The organism is Streptomyces sp. HUAS YS2, assembly GCF_033343995.1.
Classification (GTDB): Bacteria; Actinomycetota; Actinomycetes; order Streptomycetales; family Streptomycetaceae; genus Streptomyces; species Streptomyces solicathayae.
In genome coordinates this window covers 4,425,639-4,445,235 of sequence record NZ_CP137573.1, presented here as the reverse complement: position 1 = coordinate 4,445,235, position 19,597 = coordinate 4,425,639, and the positions used below count along the sequence as shown (strand labels likewise).

Sequence of the window (19,597 nt, the reverse complement as noted above, 5' to 3'; positions counted from 1 at the left end):
AGCAGCCCTCATGACCACCACGACTCCCGGCGCCGCCCAGGTCGAGCTCGCCATCGGCGGCATGACCTGTGCCTCGTGCGCGGCCCGCATCGAGAAGAAGCTCAACCGGATGGACGGGGTCGAGGCCACCGTCAACTACGCGACCGAGAAGGCCAAGGTCACCTTCGACGCCGACATCTCCGTCGCCGACCTGATCGCCACCGTCGAGGCCACCGGCTACACCGCCGAGGAGCCCGCGCCACCGAGGAGCGAGGCCCCCGGCACCGAGGGCCCGTCCGACGAGGAGAAGGCGGACGAGGAGCTGCGGCCGCTCAAGCAGCGGCTGATCACCGCCGTCACGCTCGCCGTGCCGGTCATCGCGATGGCGATGGTCCCGGCGCTGCAGATCGAGTACTGGCAGTGGCTGAGCCTCACGCTCACCGCGCCGGTCGTCGTCTACGCCGCCTGGCCGTTCCACCGGGCCGCCTGGACCAACGCCAGGCACGGCGCGGCCACCATGGACACGCTGATCTCGGTCGGCACGATCGCCGCGTTCCTGTGGTCGCTGTGGGCGCTGTTCTTCGGCACCGCCGGCACACCCGGCATGACACACGCCTTCGAGTTCACGATCGCCCGCACCGACGGCGCCGGGAACATCTACCTGGAGGCCGCCGCCGGCGTCACCGCGTTCATCCTGGCCGGCCGGTACTTCGAGGCCCGCTCCAAGCGCAAGGCGGGCGCGGCGCTCAAGGCGCTGATGCAGCTGGGCGCGAAGGAGGTCACGGTCCTGAAGGGAGGCCGCGAGGTCACCGTCCCGACCGCCGAACTCCAGGTCGGCGACCGCTTCCTGGTCCGCCCCGGCGAGAAGATCGCCACCGACGGCACCGTCGTCGAGGGTTCCTCCGCCGTCGACGCCTCCATGCTCACCGGCGAGTCCGTGCCGGTCGAGGTCTCCGTCGGCGACTCCGTCACCGGCGCGACCCTGAACGCCGGCGGCCGCCTCGTCGTCGAGGCCACCCGCGTCGGCGCCGACACCCAGCTCGCCCGGATGGCCAAGCTCGTCGAGGACGCGCAGAACGGCAAGGCCGCCGCCCAGCGCCTCGCCGACAGGATCTCCGCCGTCTTCGTGCCGATCGTCATCGCGCTCGCCCTCGGCACCCTCGGCTTCTGGCTCGGCACCGGCCAGGGCCTCACCGCCGCGTTCACCGCCGCCGTCGCCGTCCTGATCATCGCCTGCCCCTGCGCCCTGGGCCTGGCCACCCCGACCGCCCTCATGGTCGGCACCGGCCGCGGCGCCCAGCTCGGCATCCTGATCAAGGGGCCCGAGGTCCTGGAGACCACCCGCAAGGTCGACACGATCGTCCTGGACAAGACCGGCACCGTCACCACCGGCCGGATGACCCTCATCAAGGTCCACACCGCCGACGGCACCGACGAGACCGAGGTGCTGCGCCTCGCCGGCGCACTGGAGCACTCCTCCGAGCACCCGATCGCCCAGGCCGTCGCCACCGGCGCCGCGGCCGCCGTCGGCGCCCTGCCCGTCCCCGAGGACTTCGCCAACGTCCCCGGTCTCGGCGTCCAGGGCGTCGTCGACGGCCACGCCGTCCTCGTCGGCCGCGAGAGGCTGCTCGAAGAGTGGGCCATGTCCCTGCCGGAGGCGCTGAAGTCCGCGAAGGACGAGGCGGAGAAGGCCGGGAAGACCGCCATCGCGGTCGCGTGGGACGGGGAGGCCCGCGCGGTCCTGGAGGTCGCCGACGCCGTCAAGGGGACCAGCGCCGAGGCGATCCGCCGCCTCAAGGGGCTCGGCCTGACCCCGATCCTGCTCACCGGCGACAACAAGGCGGTCGCCGAGGCCGTCGCCGCCGAGGTCGGCATCGACGAGGTCATCGCCGAGGTCATGCCGCAGGACAAGGTCGACGTCGTCAAGAAGCTCCAGGGCGAGGGCCGTTCGGTCGCCATGGTCGGCGACGGCGTCAACGACGCCGCCGCGCTCGCCCAGGCCGACCTGGGCCTGGCGATGGGCACCGGCACCGACGCCGCCATCGAGGCCGGCGACCTGACCCTCGTACGGGGCGACCTGCGGGCCGCGGCCGACGCCATCCGGCTCTCCCGCAGGACGCTCGGCACCATCCGCTCGAACCTGTTCTGGGCCTTCGCCTACAACGTGGCCGCCCTGCCGCTCGCCGCCGCCGGGCTGCTCAACCCGATGATCGCCGGTGCCGCGATGGCCTTCTCCTCGGTGTTCGTGGTCGGCAACAGCCTCCGCCTGCGCGGCTTCCAGGCAGCGGACAAGTGACATGGCCGGCTACGCGCGGCACAAGGAAGACGTCATCAGGCGCCTGAGGCGCATCGAGGGGCAGGTCCGGGGGGTGCAGCGGATGGTCGACGAGGACACCTACTGCATCGACGTGCTGACCCAGGTCTCGGCGATCAACGCGGCTCTCCAGTCCTGCGCCGTGGCCCTCCTCGACGAGCACCTCGGCTGCTGCGTCGCCGAGGCGATCGCCGAGGGCGGCGACCAGGCGAAGGCGAAGGTGGGAGAGGCCTCGAAGGCCATCGCCCGGCTGATCAGAGCGTAGGGAACGAACGACGGCCACGGGGCCGGGCCTTGAGGCCCGGCCCCGTGGCATGCACCGCCCGGGGAGGGACCCGTCATGGGGCATCGATCTCGGCCGCCGACGCAACCCCGGCCGACTGTCGACCTGGGGTGTACACCCGTGGCCCGATGCCCCGGAACGATCACCGCCCTACGATCGGGCCATGCCCGCCACTCCGCCTCCCCGACCGCTCGTCAAGCGCCTGTCACCGGGCGCCTGGGCGGCGATCGCCTGGAGTGCCGGCCTGGCGGTCACGGTCCTGACCCGGATGCGGCTGCCCGGCGAGAGCGGGCCGCGGTTCCGGCCCGGGATCCAGCTCTTCCGTTGGGACGGGCCCGCGTTCCTCCTCGTCGCCACGGCGCTGACGCTGGCCGGCTGCGCCCTGCTCCCCCGCCGGCCGCTGTCGGCGCTCTGCCTGATGCTGCTCGCGACGATCTGCGCCACGTTCCCGCTGAGCGAGGTGGAGATCCCGATGGCTCAGTTCGTCGCGGTCGACGTCGCCCTGTACGCCGTCGCCGCCGCCCGCCCCCGCCGTACCGCCCTGCCTGCACTGGCCCTCGCGGTCGGCACCCTCGTCGGCTTTCTGGCCTTCCGGTGGCTGATGGGCTGGCCGGTCGGGATGTCGGCGGAGCTGGCCGTGGCGCTGGTCGCCGTCGTCGCCTGGCTGCTCGGGCGGTCGGCGCACCAGGCGCAGGAGTACGCCGAGCGGGCCCGGGCGCAGGTGGAACGGCAGGCGGTCACCGCCGAACGGCTGCGGATCGCCAGGGAGATGCACGATCTGGTCGCGCACACGATCGGCGTCGTCGCGCTCCAGGCCGGGGCGGCCGCCCGGATCGTGGAGTCCCGTCCGGACCGGGCCCGCGAGGCGATGCTGGCGGTGGAGACGGCGGGCCGGGAGGCGCTGTCGGGACTGCGACGGATGGTGGGCGCGCTACGGGAGGGCGAACCCTCCACGGACGAACTCGAGTTGACTCCCGCCGCCACACTCGCCGGGCTCGACCGGCTGGCCGCCGCCACGACCGCGGCGGGGGTGCGGGTGGACGTGCGGTGGGACGGCGAGCGGCGGGCGCTGCCGCCCGAGCTGGAACTGTCGGCGTTCCGCATCGCGCAGGAGTCGGTGACGAACGTCGTGCGGCACTCGGGAGCGGCGTCCTGCGAGGTGCGGGTCGCCTTCGGCGAGGCGTACGTGTCGGTGACGGTCACGGACGAGGGCGACGGTTCGCCCCGGGCGGCTTCCGGCGGGCCGGGTCTCGGTCTCGCCGGGATGCGGGAGCGGGTCGCCCTGCTGCACGGGGAGTTCGCCGCCGGCCCCCGCCCCGAGGGCGGCTGGCGGGTGTCCGCCCGGCTGCCCGTCCCCGCGTACGAGGAGGCGAGGTGACCACCCGTGTGCTGCTGGTCGACGACCAGCCCCTGATCCGTACCGCTCTGCGCATGGTCATCGAAGAGCTGCCGGACCTGGAGGTCGTCGGCGAGGCGGGCACGGGCGACGAGGCGGTCCGGCTCGCTGCCGGAACCCGCCCCGATGTGACCGTGATGGACATCCGCATGCCCGGCATGGACGGCATCGAGGCCACCCGGCGGATCACCGCCGCCGACGACGACGCCCGTGTCCTCGTCCTGACGACCTTCGACGACGACGAGTACGTCTACGGGGCGCTGCGCGCCGGGGCGTCGGGGTTCCTCGTCAAGGACATGGGGATGGACGAGATCCTCGCCGCGGTCCGGGTGGTCGCCGCCGGGGACGGGCTGATCGCGCCGGGCGTCACGCGCCGGCTCATCAAGGAGTTCGCGGACCGGCCGGCGAACCCGGCGCCCGCCCGGCCGCTCACGGCGATCACCGAGCGGGAACGCGAGGTGCTGACCCTCGTCGGCAGCGGGCTGACCAACACCGAGATCGCCGAGCGTCTGATGATCAGCGTCGCCACCGCGAAGACGTACGTGACGCGGCTGCTGGCGAAGCTCGACGCCCGCGACCGGGTCCACCTGGTGATCATCGCGTACGAGGCGGGGCTCGTCGGCCGCGCCTGACGGCGGTCAGCGCGCGACGAAGTTCGCCGGCTCGTAGAACTTCGGGTGGACCGGGGGCGTCCCGTTCTCCTGGAAGATCGGCATCGCCCGCTCCACGAACGCCGTGTAGTCGTCCTTCGTCTCGAAGACGTCGACGATGAGCCAGCCGGCCTCGGACGGGGCGGCGACGTGCGAGACGAAGCCCTTGGGCGGGAACCAGGGCGAGCCGGTGATCTTCTTGTGGTTCGCCTCGTACTGCTCCTTGGTGCCGCCGGGGATGTCGACGACGACGAGTACGGCCATGGTCGTGGCCTCTCTGTGTGGGGGTGGGAGTCCCTTCCAGTCGAGCAGCACGCCACCGCAGGCGCACGGCGGCGGCAGCCGAAAGGGGCCGCACCGGAGTGCGGCCCCTTTCCAAGCAGCGCGCGTGCGGGGGACACACGCCCCCGTGCCTCACACGCCGACCTTCTCGCCCCGCTCGGCGGGGGCCGCAGCGGCGGCGACGGCCTTGTCGCTCTTCATCACGAGGAGCGTGACCACACCGCCGACGGCGGCGACGATCGCAGCCCCGGTGAAGGCGGCCGAGAAGCCCTCGGTGAGGGCGGGCAGGTTGCCCAGCTCGTCGGCGCCCTGCGACATCGCGAGGGCGGTCAGCGCGGCCAGGCCGAGCGCGGAGCCCACGTTGTACGTGGTGTTGACGATGCCGGAGGCGAGACCGGCCTGCTCCTGCGGGGCGCCCGACATCGCGGCGATCATCGCCGGGATGTAGGCGAGGGACATGCCGAGCGCAGCGACCAGCGAGGCGGGCAGCACGTCGACCAGGAACGTCCCGGTCGGCTCGACGGCGGACAGCCAGACCAGACCGGCCGCGAGGACCAGCAGACCGCCGCCGATCAGCGGCTTCGCGCCGAACTTCGCCATCAGCCGGGCGGTGATGGCCGTCATGAAGATCATCAGCAGCACGGTCATCGGGAGCAGCGCGGCGCCGGAGGCGAAGGCCCCGTAACCGAGGACCTGCTGGAGGTAGAGGTTGAGGAAGTACCACATCGGGATCCAGGCCGCGCCGAGCAGCGTCATCGACAGGTTGGCCGAGCCGAGGCGCGGGACCCGCCACACGCTGAGCGGCATGAGCGGCTCGCGGACGGACTTCTGGATCACGAAGAACAGGATCAGCAGGGCGGCGGCGCCGGCCAGTTCCAGGACGGTGGCGGTGGCGCCCCAGCCGACCTCGGGGGCCCGGACCACTGCGAACACGGCGAGCGCGAGACCGGCGGTGACGGCGACCGCGCCGAGCACGTCGACCGAGCCGCGGCGGGACTCGACGTTCGGGAGGAGCTTGGTGGCGGCGAGGGTCGCGAGACCGATCGGCACGTAGATGATGAAGACCCACGGCCAGCTCATCCACTCGGTGAAGACGCCGCCGAGGAAGACGCCCGCGGTGCCGCCGGCCGGGGCCGCGGCGCCGTAGAGCGCCATCGCCTTGCCGAGCTCCTTCGGGTCGTGCATGAAGAGCATCATCAGCAGGGTCATCGCGGAGGGCGCGATGAGTGCGCCGCCGACGCCCTGGACGGCGCGGCCGGCGATCTCGACCCAGGCGGTCTGCGCGGCGGCGGCAAGCACGGAGCCGGCGATCATCACGGTCCAGCCGGTGACGAAGATCCTGCGGGCTCCGACGAGGTCGGAGAGCCGGCCGCCGAGCAGCAGCAGGCCGCCGAAGACGATGACGTAGGCGTTGAAGACCCACTGCAGCTCGCCCTGCGAGAAGCCCAGGTCCTTCTGCATCTCGGGGAGCGCGACCCCGATGATCGAGGTGTCCATGATGACCATGAACTGGGCGGCCGCGAGCACGAGAAGTGCCCACCAGCGCCGGGGATTGACGTGTGATCCGGTTGACATTGCCCTGACCCCTCCAACGCGATGACATACCCCCAGGGGGTACCTTCGCGGAGCACCGTAGCATACCCACAGGGGGTATGTAAGACCGGAGTTACGGGAGTGCGGGAGAGGCGGCAGAATGCCTCCCATGGCAGCCGACGCAGAACGCGACCAGGACCGCATCGACCCGGACCCCGCCGACCAGGACCTCGTCGACCGGTGGACGTCCGCCCTCCTCGCCGCCCGGGCCGGCCGCGAGGGCCCGGACCCCGCCCCGTACGCCGCGAACCTGCTGAACCGCTGGGCCGAGCCGCAGCGCCGGTACCACACCACCGACCACCTGCGGGCGGTCCTGCTGCGCATCGACGAGCTGGCCCCGTCCGCGCCGGACACGGCCGACCTCGCCCTCGTACGCCTCGGGGCCTGGTTCCACGACGCCGTCTACCGCCCCGACCGCTCCGAGAACGAGGAGCGCAGCGCCGCCCTGGCCGAGCGCGCCCTGCCGGAGGCCGGACTGACCCCGGACGCGACCGCCGAGGTGGCCCGCCTCGTCCGCCTGACCGTCACCCACGACCCGGCGGCCGGCGACGCCAACGGCGAGCTGCTGTGCGACGCGGACCTGGCGATCCTGGCGAGCGACGCGGATACCTACGGGGGGTACACGGCGGCGGTACGCGAGGAGTACGGCTTCGTCCCCGACGACGCCTTCCGCGCGGGCCGGGCGGCCGTCCTGCGACAACTCCTCGACCTGCCGCGCCTTTTCCGCACCCCGTACGGCACGGAGCACTGGGAGGCCCCGGCCCGGAAGAACCTGGAGCGGGAACTGACGGAGCTGACGTGACGATCGTCCGGATGGCGAGACACCGGACGAACGGGGAATGACAGGCACAAACGATGGGTTGACCCATGTCATGCCGTCTTCCTCTGCCGAACGCACGACGCGCTCCACGACCCGCATGCCGCTGGCCGTCTACATCCTCGGCCTCTCCGTCTTCGCGCTCGGCACGAGCGAGTTCATGCTGTCGGGGCTGCTGCCACCGATCGCCGACGACATGAACGTCTCGATCCCCCGCGCCGGCCTGCTCATCTCCGCGTTCGCGATAGGCATGGTCGTCGGCGCGCCGCTGCTCGCCGCCGGGACCCTGCGGCTGCCCCGCAAGACCACCCTGGTCGCGCTGATCACCGTCTTCGGCCTCGGCCAGGTCGCGGGCGCGCTGGCTCCGACGTACGAGGTGCTCTTCGCCTCCCGGGTGATAAGCGCCTTCGCGTGCGCCGGGTTCTGGGCGGTCGGGGCGGCCGTGGCCGTGGCGATGGTCCCGGAGGACGCCCGCGCCCGGGCGATGGCGGTGATGATCGGCGGACTGTCGATCGCCAACGTGCTGGGCGTCCCGGCCGGCGCCTTCCTCGGCGAGCACCTCGGCTGGCGGTCCGCGTTCTGGGCGGTCGGCGCGGCCTCCGCGATCGCTCTGGTCGGCGTCCTCACCCGCATCCCGCACATCCCGCTGCCCGCGACGAAGCCGCGGCTGCGGCCGGAGCTGGTCGTCTACCGCGACCGGCAGGTCTGGCTCACGGTCGTGATGATCGCGATGGTCGCGGGCGGCGTCTTCTGCGCCTTCTCGTACCTGGCCCCGCTGCTCACCGACGTGGCCGGCCTCGACCAGAGCTGGGTCTCCGGCGTTCTCGCGATCTTCGGCGTCGGCGCGCTGATCGGCACCATGATCGGCGGCCGGGCCGCCGACCGGCACATGTTCGGCGTCCTGCTCACCGGCATCGCCGCGTCGACGCTGCTCCTGGTCGCGATCGCGCTGTTCGCGAGCAACCCGGTCGCGGTGGTCGTCCTGACCTTCCTGCTCGGCGTCTCCATGTTCGCCACGGCCCCCGGCCTGAACGCCCGGATGTTCGGCGTCACGACCGCCGCCCCCACCCTGGGCGCCGCGACCGCGACCGCCGCGTTCAACATCGGCAACACCGGCGGACCCTGGCTCGGCGGCACCGTCATCGACGCGGGCCTCGGCTACGCCGCGACCGCCTGGGCCGGCGCCGCGATGGCCGTCGTCGCCCTCGCGGCGGCCGCCGTCTCGCACCGCCTCCAGCGCTCCACGGACGCCGACCCCGGCTCCCGCGTCGTGATGGGCGCGACGACGGACCGCGCGGGCGACAAGGAACTCAGCAAGTAGGGCGCGACACCGGGCGGCGCTTCGGACGGCGGAGCCCCGCCTCGGTGATCAGCCGGACCAGTTCCTTCGAACCGACCTCGACCGCACCCGCCGCCACCGCGTCGCCGTAGTGCTCCGACGGTATGTCGTAATGGTCGCCGTCGAAGGCGCGGGCGGGCGCGCCGATGAGCGCCGCGAACGCGTGCAGTTCCTCGAACGACACGTCGCTGACCAGGTGTGACCACATCCGCCCGTGGCCCGGCCACTGGGGCGGGTCGATGTAGAGAGTCATGCGCTCAGGTGATCACAGGTCACGTCAGGCCGCCGACCGGAGCGACGACCACGCCCTGCTTCCCGCACACCCAGTGCGGGTCCGGTCCGAGTTCGGGTTCCACGTCGAGCGCGTGAGGGTCGCCCGCCGCGCAGACGGGGCAGAGCGGCCAGCGCCCGTACCGTTCGAGCAGCGCGTCCTGGACGTCCTGGGCGACGAGCCCGGCGACGTACGCGACGCCCTCCGGCCACTGCTCGACCCACCAGCGGCGGTGCGTCACCGCGTCCTCGACCACCGAGACGACTTCGGCCTGCGCCACCTCGCGCGCCACCAGGTCGGCCAGCACCAGCGCGCGGGCGGCGTGCAGCGCCTGTTCGACGGGGTCGATGTCATCCATGGAGCCATTGTCCACCCCGGCCCCACGAGGGGTTGACGGTCCCGACGAACCGAAAATATCTTTCAAATGTGACCAATGACGTGAAGGAAATTTTCAGCAGTACTCCAGTCGGGTCCATGTCACCGCCTGGCCAGGCCGGTCAGGCCGGTCCGGGCGGCCCCGGGGGCGCGGGTGGCCCCACCGCGGCCCGGACCGCCGGACCCGCCGGTGACGCGCCGCCCGCGCCCGCCGCCCTCGCGGCCAAGGTCCGCACCCTCGCACCGTCCATGACCCGCTCCATGCAGCGGGTCGCCGAGGCGGTCGCGGGCGACCCCGCCGGCTGCGCCGCCCTCACCGTCACCGGCCTCGCCGAGCTCACCGGCACCAGCGAGGCGACCGTCGTCCGCACCGCGCGCCTGCTCGGCTACCCCGGCTACCGCGACCTTCGGCTCGCCCTCGCCGGGCTCGCCGCCCAGCAGCAGTCCGGCCGGGCGCCGTCCGTCACCGCCGACATCGCGGTCGACGACCCGATCGCCGATGTCGTCGCCAAGCTCGCGTACGACGAGCAGCAGACCCTCGCCGACACCGCCGCGAACCTGGACACCGTGCAGCTCGGCGCGGCCGTGGCGGCGCTCGCCGGGGCCCGTCGCATCGACGTGTACGGCGTCGGCGCGTCCGGTCTTGTCGCCCAGGACCTCGTCCAGAAGCTGCTGCGCATCGGCCTGCTCGCGCACGCGCACAGCGACCCGCACCTCGCGGTCACCAACGCCGTCCAGCTCCGCTCGGGCGACGTCGCCATCGCCATCACGCACTCCGGCTCGACCGGCGACGTCATCGAACCGCTGCGGGTGGCCTTCGACCACGGCGCGACGACGGTCGCGATCACGGGGAGACCCGACGGCCCGGTCTCGCAGTACGCGGACCACATACTCACGACCTCCACGGCCCGAGAGAGCGAACTGCGCCCCGCCGCGATGTCCTCCCGCACCAGCCAGCTCCTGGTCGTCGACTGCCTCTTCACCGGCGTCTGCCAACGCACGTACGAATCAGCCGCCCCCGCCCTGGCAGCCTCGTACGAAGCCCTGGCCCACCGCCACGCGCCGAGATCCCGCTGACGGCTGCGTTCCCCCCGTTGTGGGCAATCGTTCCGCAGGGAGGAACGGGTGGGCACAACGGAACATGACCGCCCCGCCCCACGTGCACCCCCACCGGCCCGCACCCGGACACACCCCGCGAACCGCACCCGCACCCGCACCCGCACCCGCACGCGCACCCCGAGAGAGCCGCCCTCCACGATGACCTCCCAGGACTACTCCGCCCTCCAGTCCCAGCTCGCCGCCCTCACCACCGAGGCGTTCCGCCCCGACCTGGCGGAGATCGACCACCTCCCCACCCTCGAGATCGCCAAGATCATGAACGGCGAGGACGCCACCGTCCCCGCCGCCGTCACCGCTCGCCTCGAAGACATCGCCGCCGCGATCGACGCCACCGCCGCGCGGATGGCCCGCGGCGGCCGGCTGATCTACGCCGGCGCCGGGACCGCCGGCCGGCTCGGCGTGCTCGACGCGAGCGAGTGCCCGCCGACCTTCAACACCGACCCGTCCGAGGTCGTCGGCCTGATCGCGGGCGGCCCCTCCGCGATGGTGGAGGCGGTCGAGGGCGCCGAGGACTCCGCCGCGCTGGCCGCCGAGGACCTGGCGAAGCTCGGTCTCACGGAGACGGACACCGTCGTCGGCATCTCCGCCTCCGGCCGCACCCCGTACGCCGTGGGAGCGGTCGAGCACGCCCGCGCCGCCGGGGCGCTCACCATCGGCCTGTCCTGCAACGCGGACAGCCCGCTGGCCGCCGCCGCCGAGCACGGCATCGAGATCGTCACCGGTCCCGAACTCCTCACCGGCTCCACCCGGTTGAAGGCGGGTACGGCGCAGAAGCTGGTGCTCAACATGATCTCGACGATCACGATGATCCGGCTGGGCAAGACGTACGGGAACCTGATGGTCGACGTCCGCGCCTCCAACGACAAGCTCCAGGCCCGCTCGCGCCGCATCGTCGCGCTCGCGACGGACGCGCCGGACGCGGAGATCGAGCGCGCGCTCGCCGCGGCGGACGGCGAGGTCAAGACGGCGATCCTGATGATCCTCGCGGGCATCGACGCCCCGGCCGCCGAGCGCCGACTCGCCGGGAGCCGCGGTCACCTGCGGGGCGCGCTGACCGCGGGACAGTAGGGGCCGCCGTACCCCCTCCCCCCACAGCAAGGCCCGCACATGAGCACAGCAGACGACAAGAACCGCGCCGTCGCCGCCGCGATCCTCCCGCTGGTCGGCGGCGCGCGGAACATCGAATCGGTGGCGCACTGCATGACGCGGCTCCGCCTGGGCCTGCGCGACCGCTCGCTCGTCCAGGACGGGGCACTCCGGGCGCTCCCGGCGGTGCTGGGCGTGGTGGAGGACGACACGTACCAGATCGTGCTCGGCCCGGGCACGGTCGCGCGGGTGAGCCCGGAGTTCGAGGCGCTGGTGGCGGAGGGGCGGGGCCACTCGGCGGAGGACCTGGCGGCGGCGGGCGCGAGGATCAGGGAGTCGCGGAAGGCGGCGAACGCCACCCCCCTCAAACAACTCCTTCGCCGCATCGCGAACATCTTCGTCCCCCTGATCCCGGCCCTGATCGGCTGCGGCATCATCGCGGGCCTGAACGGGCTGCTGATCAACCTCCATTGGCTTCCCTCCGTGACCCCGGCGCTGGCCGCGATCGCGTCCGGGTTCATGGCGCTGATCGCGGTGTTCGTCGGCTTCAACACGGCGAAGGAGTTCGGCGGGACGCCGATCCTGGGCGGCGCGGTGGCGGCGATCATCGTGTTCCCGGGCGTCGCGAAGATCGACGCGTTCGGCCAGTCGCTGTCGCCGGGGCAGGGCGGGGTGCTCGGCGCGCTGGGCGCGGCGGTGCTGGCGGTGTACGTGGAGAAGTGGTGCCGCAGGTGGGTCCCGGAGTCGTTGGACGTCCTGGTCACCCCCACGCTGACGGTCCTGATCTCCGGCCTGGTGACGGTGTTCGGCCTGATGTACGTGGCGGGCGAGGTGTCGGAGGCGATCGGCGAGGCGGCGACGTGGCTCCTGGGCCACGCGGGCGCGTTCGCGGGCTTCGTCCTGGGCGGGTTGTTCCTGCCGCTGGTGATGCTGGGCCTGCACCAGGCACTGATCCCGATCCACACGACGCTGATCGAGCAGCAGGGCTACACGGTGCTGCTGCCGATCCTGGCGATGGCCGGCGCGGGCCAGGTCGGCGCGGCGGCGGCGGTGTACGTACGGCTCTCCCGCAACGGCTCGATCCGCCGCACGGTGCGCTCGGCCCTGCCGGCCGGCCTGCTGGGCGTCGGCGAACCCCTGATCTACGGCGTCTCGCTCCCCCTGGGCCGCCCGTTCGTCACGGCCTGCGTGGGCGGCGCGTTCGGCGGCGGGTTCGTCGGCCTGTTCAACATGCTGGGCGTCCAGGTCGGCTCCACGGCCATCGGCCCGTCGGGCTGGGCCCTCTTCCCCCTGCTGCAGGGCAACCGCGGCCTCGCGGAGACGATCGCGGTCTACGCCGGCGGCCTGCTGGTCGGCTACGCGACGGGCTTCGCGGCGACGTACTTCTTCGGCTTCGGCCGCGCCCTGCTGACGGAGTGGAACGTGGGTCCGGTGACGCCCTCGAACGCCCGGCGCTCCCGGCCCCGTTCCGACGAGGACGACAGCCACGTCCCCACCCCGGCCTGAGCCACGAGACGCGCTGCGTCACCTGAAGGAGCGAACCTGCTCCGTGGACCGCAATATGTCGTTGACGACATATTGCGGTCCACGGCATGGAGGACCTGCACACCATCGAGCTGGAGCCAGAGGTACGCGCATGGCTGGACGGCCTGCCGGACAGGCAGTACCGCAAAGTAGAGGAGTACGCCGCGCTCCTGGCCTCTCTCGGAACGCGGACTCCCATGCCTTTCGCCCGCCCGCTGCGGAACGGGGTCCACGAGTTGCGGCCGACACTGGACGGTGAGGACACACGGATCACGTACTGGTTCGCGCCCGAGCGGGTGCAGCCGGCCGCGGGCGCTGGGCGAAATGATGCCGTGAAGTGAACCAGCCGAGGAGGACTTCCGATGCGCAGCGTGACCTATGCGATGGGCGTTTCGCTCGACGGCTACATCGTCGGGCCGGACGGCACCTTCGACTGGACCGACCCCGACGACGACGTCTTCCGCTTCTGGATCGACGAGACCCGTAACGTCGGCGTCCACCTGCTCGGACGGCGGCTGTACGAGACGATGCTGTACTGGGAGACCGCCGATCAGGACCCCGAGCTCGACGACGCGAATCGCGAGTGGATCGAGGTCTGGAACCCGCTCCCCAAGGTGGTGTTCTCCCGCACCCTGACGGAGGTGCAGGGCCACGCCCGCCTCGCCACGGGCAGCGTGGCGGAGGAGATCGCGCGGCTGCGGGCCGAACCAGGGGAGGGCGAGATCGCGATCGGCGGCGCGACGCTCGCCGCCGAGGTGGCCGCGGCGGACCTGATCGACGAGTACCGGGTCATGGTCTATCCGGTGCTGGTCGGCGGCGGCATCCCGTACTTCCCCCGGGCCGAGCGCCGGGTGGACCTCGAACTCGTCGAGACCCGCACCTTCAACTCGAGGGTCGTCCACCTCCGCTACCGCGTGCGCCGCTGATCGCCGGGCCGGGCCCACTCCGCCTGTCAGCCCCCGGCGCCTGGGGCGAAGCCGTAGGGGCCTGCTCCTGACGGCGGGAGACACCCGCGGCCGAGTACTGTTCCGGCGCATGGATGTGGATGGAGTGCGCGGGGAGCACGGTGGGGCGCGCGAGAGGAGCGCGTACGGACCGGTCCCGCTCGACGCGGAGCTGACGGCCGTCCGCGCGGCACGCGGTGAGCGGGGCGTCGTCACGCCCGAGAACCTCGCGGACGTGCAGGCCCGGGACATCGCCGCCCGCCCCCGCCCGACCGCCGAAGAGCTGGGCGACGGCGGCCGCTTCGAGGTGACCGAGCTCAAGGCTCCCGGCCCGCCCGGCGCGCCCGACGTCACGCTCGTGTACGGCCGTCCCGCCGACGCGGCCGGCCCGCTCCCCGTCCTGTACTACATGCACGGCGGCGGAATGGTGATGGGCAACGCCTGGTCCGTCCTGCCGCGCGTGCTCCGCGACTGGACGGCGCCCCTCGGCCTCGCGGTCCTCTCCGTCGAGTACCGCCTGGCGCCCCAGACGCAGTACCCGGCGCCCCTGGAGGACTGCTACGCCGGGCTGACCTGGGCGGTCGAGCAGTCGGCCGAGCTGGGCCTCGACCCCGCCCGCATCCTCGTCGGCGGCAAGAGCGCCGGCGCCGGACTCGCCGCCGCCCTCGCCCTGCTCACCCGCGACCGCGGCGGCCCGGCCTCGATCGGTCAGCTCCTCATGAGCCCCATGCTCGACGACCGCGACGAGCGGTTCTCCACCCGCCAGATGGCCGACGTCGACACGGTGGACAGCACGTCGAAGGCGACCTTCTGGCAGGCCTACCTGGGCAACCGGTACGGCACGGACGACGTCCCGCCGTACGCGGCGGCCGGCCGCGCCGGAGACCTGTCCGTCCTGCCCCCGGCGTACATCGACGTCGGCTCGGCCGAGAACTTCCGGGACGACGCCGTCGCCTACGCCGACGCCCTCTGGCGCACCGGCCTCGACGCCGAACTCCACGTCTGGCCGGGCGCGTTCCACGGCTACGACTCGATCGCGGCGAAGGCCACGATCAGCCAGGACGCGACCGAGGCCCGTACGCGCTGGCTCCGACGCATCCTGGATCGGTGAGGACATGTCCCACGGAAAGACCTCGTACGTCTGCGTCCCGTGCCGGGCCTCCTACAAGCAGTGGCACGACCCGGAGCGCGAGCGGCGCTGCCCGCGCTGCGCGGAGCCGATGATCCACGCCGGCTCCGCCTTCGCCGCGCCGCGACGCCGCGACGCCACCGCATGGCGCGTCCTCGCCACGCTCTTCGACGCCGGCGTCGGCTTCCACAAGAGCTGCTGCGGTGGCCCGGGGGACCGACCCCGCACTCCGCGCGAGACGAAGGAGTGGCTTCCGCAGTACAAGGCTCGGCAGGAGCAGGTGGCGCGTCACCGCCTCAGGGAAGCCGCCCGTCGCGGTTGACCGCCCGCACGCGGGCCCTGAGCACGTCACGCGGCGCGGCGGGAGCGAGGGCCTCGGGCGGACAGTCCCACTCGCGCCCGCCACCCGGCGGACACAACTGCAGACAGGGACCCTGCCGGCCCATGACCCGGCCGATCCGCCCGTCGCGCGAGTCGACGACGTACGCGCCGACCGCGTACGCGGCGGCCCCCGCGTTCACCGCCGCCCCTCGCTGAGCACGGCCGCGAGCCGCAGTGCGGTGTCGATGTTGCACCGCCCCAGATCCACCAGCGGGTACGGGGACTCCGGGCCGCTACCGGCCAGCGTCAGGGGATCCACGCCGAGCGACGGCAGGACGACATCGACCGCGTCCAACTCGGATTTCAGCTGGTCGACGACCTGCTGCGCTGCGCGCAGGCGATCCAACGAAGTTTCCACCTTACCGACTCCTCCACTCTGTGTATCGGTTTCGTGCACCCAGAGTGTCCGGGCAGGGGACACTGGGAACAGTCGTGACACCCCAACAACCGCGAATGTGCGAGCTGGAGTTGATCACCATGGCCGGAACCGGCGGCCCGAGGAAACCTGACCCCTCAGCCTCACCCAGAGCGATAATCGGCGCCGAACTCCGCCACGCCCGCGAACGCAAGGGCCTCAGCCAGGAGGCGCTCGGCGAGTCGCTGTTCGTGAGCGGCTCGTACATCGGCCAGATGGAGGCGGGGACACGGCGCATCCCACAGGACATCGCGACCCAACTGGACGGGTTGTTGGACACGGGCGGGTTCTTCGAGCGGAACTGCCGGGCGGCAAACAAGTCGAGATACCCGGACCACTTCGCGGAGGCGGCGGAGGCGGAAGCGGTGGCGGAGGCGATCAAGGAGTTCGCGCCGTTGTTGATCCCGGGGCTGATGCAGACGGAGGCGTACGCGCGAGAGGTGTTCCACGCGTACCAGCCGACCGCTCCAGAGGAGAAGATCGACGAACTCGTAGCCGCGAGGCTGGAACGCGGCCGACTGCTGGCCGACCCAACAAAGCCGTTGTTGTGGGTGGTGCTGGGCGAGGCGGTGCTGCGCCAGGAGGTCGGTGGGCGAGACGTGATGGCAGGGGCGCTTAGTCACGTTGCGGCACTGGCCAGGCGGCGCCGATTGATCGTGCAGGTGCTGCCGTTCGGAGCGGGAGCATACGGGGCTATGGAGGGCTCACTGAAGCTGATGTCCTTCAAGGACGCACCGACGCTCGCCTATCTCCAGGGCCTGAACGCAGGCAGGCTGGAGGACGATCCTGGCGCCGTCAGGCGGCACGAGCTGACCTACGATCTGCTCGGGGCCGACGCGTTGTCCCCGCGAGAATCCCTGGCCCTGATCGAAACCTTGGCGGAGGATTACGCGCATGAAGATCGACATCCCTGAGTACGACCTGAGCACCGCGGTGTGGTTCAAGTCCAGCTTCAGCGGCGGCAGCGGCGGCGACTGCCTCGAAGTGTCCGCCGACCACCCCGGCGTCGTCCCCGTGCGGGACTCCAAGAACCCCGACGGCCCGAAGCTCGTGTTCCGGGCGGCCGCCTGGTCCGCGTTCGTCGCGGACGTCACGCGCTGAGCCCCTGACAGGCCCCCGCCCCGCGGGGGCCTGACTCACGGCAGCGTCACCTGACGCGCGCGGCCTACGTTGAGCCGCTGCGCGAGCCGCGTCATGGCCTGCGACATCTTCGCCGGCATCGAGTCGGGCTCCGGGACGGTGATCGGCCGCTGCCGGCCGTTCTGGATGGCGGCGATCCGCCAGCCCTCCGGCGTGCGGACGACGACGATGATCTGCCGCGACAGCCGCCGCTTCGGGAGCCGGCTGCGCCAGGGCATGAGGACCGACCCGTTCCCGACGAGCACCGCGACGTCGGCGGTGACGAAACGCAGCGACTCGATCTCGCCGACCATTGCCGATCCGGCGATGACGCCCCGGAAGAGCTTGTCGTGGTTGTCCTGGAGCCGCTCGGCGCCTGCCGCCCAACTGCCGTCGTACGAGACGTAGTCGGCGTCCTCGGTGAAGAGCCGGCCGAAACCGACGGCGTCACCCGCCGTCCAGGTCCGGCAGTACTCCGCGAACAGCTCACGAATCTCTGTGTCCATGACGTTCCCCTCGTCGCTCAGGATTTATTTCGTTCGGCCGAACTAAATATGTAGGCGGCGACACGGCTCCGTCAAGGGGCGCAGGATGATGACCATGGAACCCAGCAGCGACGAGCCGGTGTTCGTGCGGAGCAAGTGGGGCACCGGCCGGTACGTCTACAACCACCGGAGCCCGGTGGGGCTCGCGCTCATCGTGATCACGCCGCTCCTCGCGTTCGGCGCGATATTCGCCGTGGAGGCCGGGTCGACATGGAGCGACGGCGAGCTGCGTGACGGGGTCCAGGAGGCGAACCGACGGCTCGACGGGGGCGTCCACGACCCGTACGTGCACTTCTCGATCGACGCCCACATCAGGGACGCGATCGAGGAGACGGGCGCGGGTCCGGACCTCGGCGTCGACGTCTCCAAGTACTCCGACGGGCGGTACGAGATCAGCACGGACGACACCACGGCGAAGTTCTGCATGACCGTCAGGACGACGTCCCTGGAGGCGGATCCGGTGAGCCCGGTGTACGCGAAGCAGCTGCTCGACACGTCGGTCACCGAGGGCCCCTGCTGAGCGTCCGCCGGCCCGAAGCTCAAGCCCCCAGCTTCGAGCCCTGTTTCTGAGGAATGGGTACGGACCTGGGATCAACCCACCCACCCACCCCAGGAGTTGACGCTGAGCGAGCAACTTGCCACGGAGCGTCATATGCGCTTACGGTGAGCGGGCCTAGACATAGAACGGCCCCCGCCGGTGCGCCAACACCGGACGAGGGCCTCACCAACCAGATCGAAGAAACCCAACGAGGTTCGATCCATGGCTAACGCCGACTCTAATAGTGCTGCGCACCCTCTCGCCAACCCTGGCTACGGAAAGCGCTCCACGCCGTACGAACGTCCGGCAGGGCTGGACGACTGGGGCCATCTCCCGCCCCGCGAGGCGGCGATCGCCGCGTACATCGACCGGCTGCCGGAGGGCAGCGACATCTCGGTGAAGATGCTGGCCGAGAAGCTGCCGTACGGGCAGTGCGCCGTCCGGACCTCCCTCAACCGCATTCAGCGGGTGGGGCACTTGAGGCGCGGGCGAGAATGTCTGGACGGGCTGTGGATCACACGAACGTGGTGGTCCCGTACGGCTCGCGACGACGCCTGGTGGGAGCAGTTCCGGCGCGGGGACGTCCCGAAGGAGAAGCCCCGGCCGACCCGCTCCCGCGCGTACATCCTGCTTGCGGCTCTCGGCCGGGAGAACTCCGTCCTGTCGCTGTCCCACGCGGAATGCCACAGACTCTCGCCGCTGGTCGAGGAGTGGTTCGCCCGGGAGGCGACCGACGACGACGTGCGGCGGGCCCTGACGACCGGGCTGCCGTCGCCCGTCCACCACCCGGCCGCGCTGCTCCGTACCCGCCTGACCACGAAGATCCCGCCCGAACCACTCCGCCGCGAGCCCCCACCCCTCCGCCTCCTGGAATGCGCCAAGTGCGGGGCGCCCAGCTACGCGGAGACCTTGGCAGGCGGCGAATGCGGCACCTGCCGGGACGAGCCGGCTCGCCCACCACGCCCCGCCCCGGCCGTCCCCGCCCCCCGCGTCCACGCCTACGCGGAAGCGATCCGCGCCCGCGAGAGGAACCGCCCATGACGCTTCAGCTCATCCGCGCGGACGGCGGGGAACGAGATGCCCGTGCCGCCTAGACGAACGTCGAGGCGCTCGTGATGTGGCAGTTGTACCTGTCGCCGTCCACCAGGGAGGCCGGGGGGTGGCTCTGGCCGGAGGACCGGGAGACCCAGGGGCCGTAGATGGTGATCGAGTAGGGGTAGGTGGGCGAGTCGCACTTCGACTTCACCCGGTACCTGCCGAATCCCCCGTAGCAGTGGGCGACTGCCATGTTGTCCTCGCCGTTGAAGGACGCCTTGCAGTCGTAGACGGCCGCCTGGGCCGGGCTCGCGCCGACTACCAGACACGTGGTCAGCCCCACAGAGGCCACCACTCCTTGCACGGCCACCTTGGTGATACGTCGCATGTCGAAATCCTTTGAACGTGGTCAGCGTCGCGCGTCACGCTAAGAGGTGATCGTTAAGGTCGTCAACAGACTTCT

25 protein-coding genes are annotated in these 19,597 nt (G+C 71.8%); 17 read left to right on the top strand and 8 right to left on the bottom strand.

From position 1 onward, the window contains the following. The first annotated feature begins 10 nt into the window (after positions 1–10). The 4 genes from R2D22_RS20580 to R2D22_RS20565 all read left to right on the top strand — a co-directional run bounded on the left by R2D22_RS20580 (position 11) and on the right by R2D22_RS20565 (position 4,604). Positions 11–2,275, top strand: coding sequence for a heavy metal translocating P-type ATPase (locus R2D22_RS20580; protein ID WP_318105697.1), 2,265 nt, complete (start codon positions 11–13; stop codon positions 2,273–2,275). Between the two features lies 1 nt (position 2,276). Beyond that, entirely contained in the window at positions 2,277–2,558 is a 282-nt protein-coding gene (locus R2D22_RS20575; RefSeq protein WP_318105696.1) for a metal-sensitive transcriptional regulator, read from the top strand. Between the two features lie 181 nt (positions 2,559–2,739). Then, entirely contained in the window at positions 2,740–3,954 is a 1,215-nt protein-coding gene (locus tag R2D22_RS20570) for a sensor histidine kinase (protein ID WP_318105694.1), read from the top strand. Beyond that, positions 3,951–4,604, top strand: coding sequence for a response regulator (locus R2D22_RS20565; RefSeq protein WP_318105692.1), 654 nt, complete (start codon positions 3,951–3,953; stop codon positions 4,602–4,604). The genes R2D22_RS20570 and R2D22_RS20565 overlap by 4 nt, the downstream gene beginning before the upstream one ends. A gap of 6 nt (positions 4,605–4,610) precedes the next feature. On the opposite strand, the gene R2D22_RS20560 is transcribed toward R2D22_RS20565, so the two are convergent. Both R2D22_RS20560 and R2D22_RS20555 read right to left on the bottom strand, forming a co-directional pair. Next, entirely contained in the window at positions 4,611–4,886 is a 276-nt protein-coding gene (locus tag R2D22_RS20560; RefSeq protein ID WP_318105690.1) for a hypothetical protein, read from the bottom strand. A gap of 150 nt (positions 4,887–5,036) precedes the next feature. After that, positions 5,037–6,479: an MFS transporter gene (locus R2D22_RS20555; RefSeq protein WP_318105687.1), complete on the bottom strand. Its 1,443-nt coding sequence runs from the start codon at positions 6,477–6,479 to the stop codon at positions 5,037–5,039. Between the two features lie 127 nt (positions 6,480–6,606). Between R2D22_RS20555 and R2D22_RS20550 the strand changes: the two genes are divergently transcribed. Further along, positions 6,607–7,299, top strand: a complete 693-nt coding sequence (locus R2D22_RS20550) for an HD domain-containing protein (RefSeq protein WP_318105685.1) — start codon at positions 6,607–6,609, stop codon at positions 7,297–7,299. A 115-nt stretch (positions 7,300–7,414) separates the two neighbouring features. Beyond that, positions 7,415–8,635 (top strand): Cmx/CmrA family chloramphenicol efflux MFS transporter, encoded by a 1,221-nt coding sequence (locus tag R2D22_RS20545; protein ID WP_318109886.1) that lies wholly within the window; start codon positions 7,415–7,417, stop codon positions 8,633–8,635. Here the strand turns inward: R2D22_RS20545 and R2D22_RS20540 are convergent. Next, the gene (locus R2D22_RS20540) at positions 8,625–8,906 is read right to left on the bottom strand and encodes a DUF4031 domain-containing protein (RefSeq protein WP_318105684.1); all 282 of its coding nucleotides are present in this window, start codon (positions 8,904–8,906) and stop codon (positions 8,625–8,627) included. The two genes, R2D22_RS20545 and R2D22_RS20540, sit on opposite strands and share 11 nt — an antisense overlap. 19 nt (positions 8,907–8,925) lie before the next feature. Beyond that, positions 8,926–9,282, bottom strand: a complete 357-nt coding sequence (locus tag R2D22_RS20535; RefSeq protein WP_318105682.1) for a hypothetical protein — start codon at positions 9,280–9,282, stop codon at positions 8,926–8,928. Between the two features lie 68 nt (positions 9,283–9,350). Here R2D22_RS20535 and R2D22_RS20530 point away from each other — a divergent pair, with 68 nt between their 5' ends. From R2D22_RS20530 to R2D22_RS20500, 7 genes are all read left to right on the top strand, one after another. Further along, entirely contained in the window at positions 9,351–10,376 is a 1,026-nt protein-coding gene (locus R2D22_RS20530) for a MurR/RpiR family transcriptional regulator (RefSeq protein WP_411977053.1), read from the top strand. 180 nt (positions 10,377–10,556) lie between these two features. After that, positions 10,557–11,486, top strand: coding sequence for an N-acetylmuramic acid 6-phosphate etherase (gene murQ, locus R2D22_RS20525; RefSeq protein WP_318105677.1), 930 nt, complete (start codon positions 10,557–10,559; stop codon positions 11,484–11,486). A 39-nt stretch (positions 11,487–11,525) separates the two neighbouring features. Further along, a complete protein-coding gene (locus tag R2D22_RS20520) occupies positions 11,526–13,010 on the top strand; it encodes a PTS transporter subunit EIIC (protein ID WP_318105675.1) in 1,485 nt (494 codons plus the stop codon). Positions 13,011–13,096: 86 nt separating this feature from the next. Then, on the top strand, positions 13,097–13,369 hold the full coding sequence (locus tag R2D22_RS20515) for a type II toxin-antitoxin system RelE/ParE family toxin (protein WP_318105673.1): 273 nt from the start codon (positions 13,097–13,099) through the stop codon (positions 13,367–13,369). Positions 13,370–13,390: 21 nt separating this feature from the next. Then, complete coding sequence (locus R2D22_RS20510) at positions 13,391–13,954, top strand: dihydrofolate reductase family protein (protein WP_318105671.1); 564 nt, start codon at positions 13,391–13,393, stop codon at positions 13,952–13,954. 109 nt (positions 13,955–14,063) lie between these two features. Next, a complete protein-coding gene (locus R2D22_RS20505; RefSeq protein ID WP_318105670.1) occupies positions 14,064–15,083 on the top strand; it encodes an alpha/beta hydrolase in 1,020 nt (339 codons plus the stop codon). Between the two features lie 4 nt (positions 15,084–15,087). Further along, positions 15,088–15,423 (top strand): deoxyxylulose-5-phosphate synthase, encoded by a 336-nt coding sequence (locus tag R2D22_RS20500; protein ID WP_318105667.1) that lies wholly within the window; start codon positions 15,088–15,090, stop codon positions 15,421–15,423. On the opposite strand, the gene R2D22_RS20495 is transcribed toward R2D22_RS20500, so the two are convergent. Both R2D22_RS20495 and R2D22_RS20490 read right to left on the bottom strand, forming a co-directional pair. Then, a complete protein-coding gene (locus R2D22_RS20495) occupies positions 15,398–15,622 on the bottom strand; it encodes a hypothetical protein (RefSeq protein ID WP_318105665.1) in 225 nt (74 codons plus the stop codon). The two genes, R2D22_RS20500 and R2D22_RS20495, sit on opposite strands and share 26 nt — an antisense overlap. Further along, positions 15,619–15,828: a hypothetical protein gene (locus tag R2D22_RS20490; RefSeq protein ID WP_318105663.1), complete on the bottom strand. Its 210-nt coding sequence runs from the start codon at positions 15,826–15,828 to the stop codon at positions 15,619–15,621. Before R2D22_RS20490 ends, R2D22_RS20495 begins: the two co-directional genes overlap by 4 nt. A 107-nt stretch (positions 15,829–15,935) precedes the next feature. On the opposite strand from R2D22_RS20490, the gene R2D22_RS20485 reads away from it, so the two are divergent. Both R2D22_RS20485 and R2D22_RS20480 read left to right on the top strand, forming a co-directional pair. Further along, positions 15,936–16,811 carry a helix-turn-helix domain-containing protein gene (locus tag R2D22_RS20485; protein ID WP_318105661.1) on the top strand — a complete coding sequence of 292 codons (876 nt, stop codon included), beginning with the start codon at positions 15,936–15,938 and terminating at the stop codon, positions 16,809–16,811. Continuing rightward, entirely contained in the window at positions 16,792–16,998 is a 207-nt protein-coding gene (locus tag R2D22_RS20480; RefSeq protein ID WP_318105658.1) for a DUF397 domain-containing protein, read from the top strand. The genes R2D22_RS20485 and R2D22_RS20480 overlap by 20 nt, the downstream gene beginning before the upstream one ends. A gap of 35 nt (positions 16,999–17,033) precedes the next feature. Here the strand turns inward: R2D22_RS20480 and R2D22_RS20475 are convergent, their stop codons facing one another. Next, complete coding sequence (locus R2D22_RS20475; protein WP_318105655.1) at positions 17,034–17,522, bottom strand: SgcJ/EcaC family oxidoreductase; 489 nt, start codon at positions 17,520–17,522, stop codon at positions 17,034–17,036. Positions 17,523–17,616: 94 nt separating this feature from the next. Between R2D22_RS20475 and R2D22_RS20470 the strand changes: the two genes are divergently transcribed. Together R2D22_RS20470 and R2D22_RS20465 are read left to right on the top strand one after the other, a co-directional pair. Further along, positions 17,617–18,081, top strand: a complete 465-nt coding sequence (locus tag R2D22_RS20470) for a hypothetical protein (RefSeq protein WP_318105652.1) — start codon at positions 17,617–17,619, stop codon at positions 18,079–18,081. A gap of 240 nt (positions 18,082–18,321) precedes the next feature. After that, positions 18,322–19,140 (top strand): hypothetical protein, encoded by an 819-nt coding sequence (locus R2D22_RS20465; RefSeq protein ID WP_318105650.1) that lies wholly within the window; start codon positions 18,322–18,324, stop codon positions 19,138–19,140. A gap of 49 nt (positions 19,141–19,189) precedes the next feature. On the opposite strand, the gene R2D22_RS20460 is transcribed toward R2D22_RS20465, so the two are convergent. Further along, positions 19,190–19,522 carry a hypothetical protein gene (locus R2D22_RS20460; RefSeq protein ID WP_318105647.1) on the bottom strand — a complete coding sequence of 111 codons (333 nt, stop codon included), beginning with the start codon at positions 19,520–19,522 and terminating at the stop codon, positions 19,190–19,192. Positions 19,523–19,597 lie beyond the last annotated feature (75 nt).

Bases quoted from the DNA above. Each gene is read 5' to 3' on its own strand.
- R2D22_RS20580 (WP_318105697.1), top strand. From the start codon at position 11: ATGACCACCACGACTCCCGGCGCCGCCCAGGTCGAGCTCGCCATCGGC.
- R2D22_RS20575 (WP_318105696.1), top strand. From the start codon at position 2,277: ATGGCCGGCTACGCGCGGCACAAGGAAGACGTCATCAGGCGCCTGAGG.
- R2D22_RS20570 (WP_318105694.1), top strand. From the start codon at position 2,740: ATGCCCGCCACTCCGCCTCCCCGACCGCTCGTCAAGCGCCTGTCACCG.
- R2D22_RS20560 (WP_318105690.1), bottom strand. From the start codon at position 4,886: ATGGCCGTACTCGTCGTCGTCGACATCCCCGGCGGCACCAAGGAGCAG.
- R2D22_RS20555 (WP_318105687.1), bottom strand. From the start codon at position 6,479: ATGTCAACCGGATCACACGTCAATCCCCGGCGCTGGTGGGCACTTCTC.
- R2D22_RS20550 (WP_318105685.1), top strand. From the start codon at position 6,607: ATGGCAGCCGACGCAGAACGCGACCAGGACCGCATCGACCCGGACCCC.
- R2D22_RS20545 (WP_318109886.1), top strand. From the start codon at position 7,415: ATGCCGCTGGCCGTCTACATCCTCGGCCTCTCCGTCTTCGCGCTCGGC.
- R2D22_RS20540 (WP_318105684.1), bottom strand. From the start codon at position 8,906: ATGACTCTCTACATCGACCCGCCCCAGTGGCCGGGCCACGGGCGGATG.
- R2D22_RS20535 (WP_318105682.1), bottom strand. From the start codon at position 9,282: ATGGATGACATCGACCCCGTCGAACAGGCGCTGCACGCCGCCCGCGCG.
- murQ (WP_318105677.1), top strand. From the start codon at position 10,557: ATGACCTCCCAGGACTACTCCGCCCTCCAGTCCCAGCTCGCCGCCCTC.
- R2D22_RS20520 (WP_318105675.1), top strand. From the start codon at position 11,526: ATGAGCACAGCAGACGACAAGAACCGCGCCGTCGCCGCCGCGATCCTC.
- R2D22_RS20515 (WP_318105673.1), top strand. From the start codon at position 13,097: ATGGAGGACCTGCACACCATCGAGCTGGAGCCAGAGGTACGCGCATGG.
- R2D22_RS20510 (WP_318105671.1), top strand. From the start codon at position 13,391: ATGCGCAGCGTGACCTATGCGATGGGCGTTTCGCTCGACGGCTACATC.
- R2D22_RS20505 (WP_318105670.1), top strand. From the start codon at position 14,064: ATGGATGTGGATGGAGTGCGCGGGGAGCACGGTGGGGCGCGCGAGAGG.
- R2D22_RS20500 (WP_318105667.1), top strand. From the start codon at position 15,088: ATGTCCCACGGAAAGACCTCGTACGTCTGCGTCCCGTGCCGGGCCTCC.
- R2D22_RS20485 (WP_318105661.1), top strand. From the start codon at position 15,936: ATGTGCGAGCTGGAGTTGATCACCATGGCCGGAACCGGCGGCCCGAGG.
- R2D22_RS20480 (WP_318105658.1), top strand. From the start codon at position 16,792: ATGAAGATCGACATCCCTGAGTACGACCTGAGCACCGCGGTGTGGTTC.
- R2D22_RS20475 (WP_318105655.1), bottom strand. From the start codon at position 17,522: ATGGACACAGAGATTCGTGAGCTGTTCGCGGAGTACTGCCGGACCTGG.
- R2D22_RS20470 (WP_318105652.1), top strand. From the start codon at position 17,617: ATGGAACCCAGCAGCGACGAGCCGGTGTTCGTGCGGAGCAAGTGGGGC.
- R2D22_RS20465 (WP_318105650.1), top strand. From the start codon at position 18,322: ATGGCTAACGCCGACTCTAATAGTGCTGCGCACCCTCTCGCCAACCCT.
- R2D22_RS20460 (WP_318105647.1), bottom strand. From the start codon at position 19,522: ATGCGACGTATCACCAAGGTGGCCGTGCAAGGAGTGGTGGCCTCTGTG.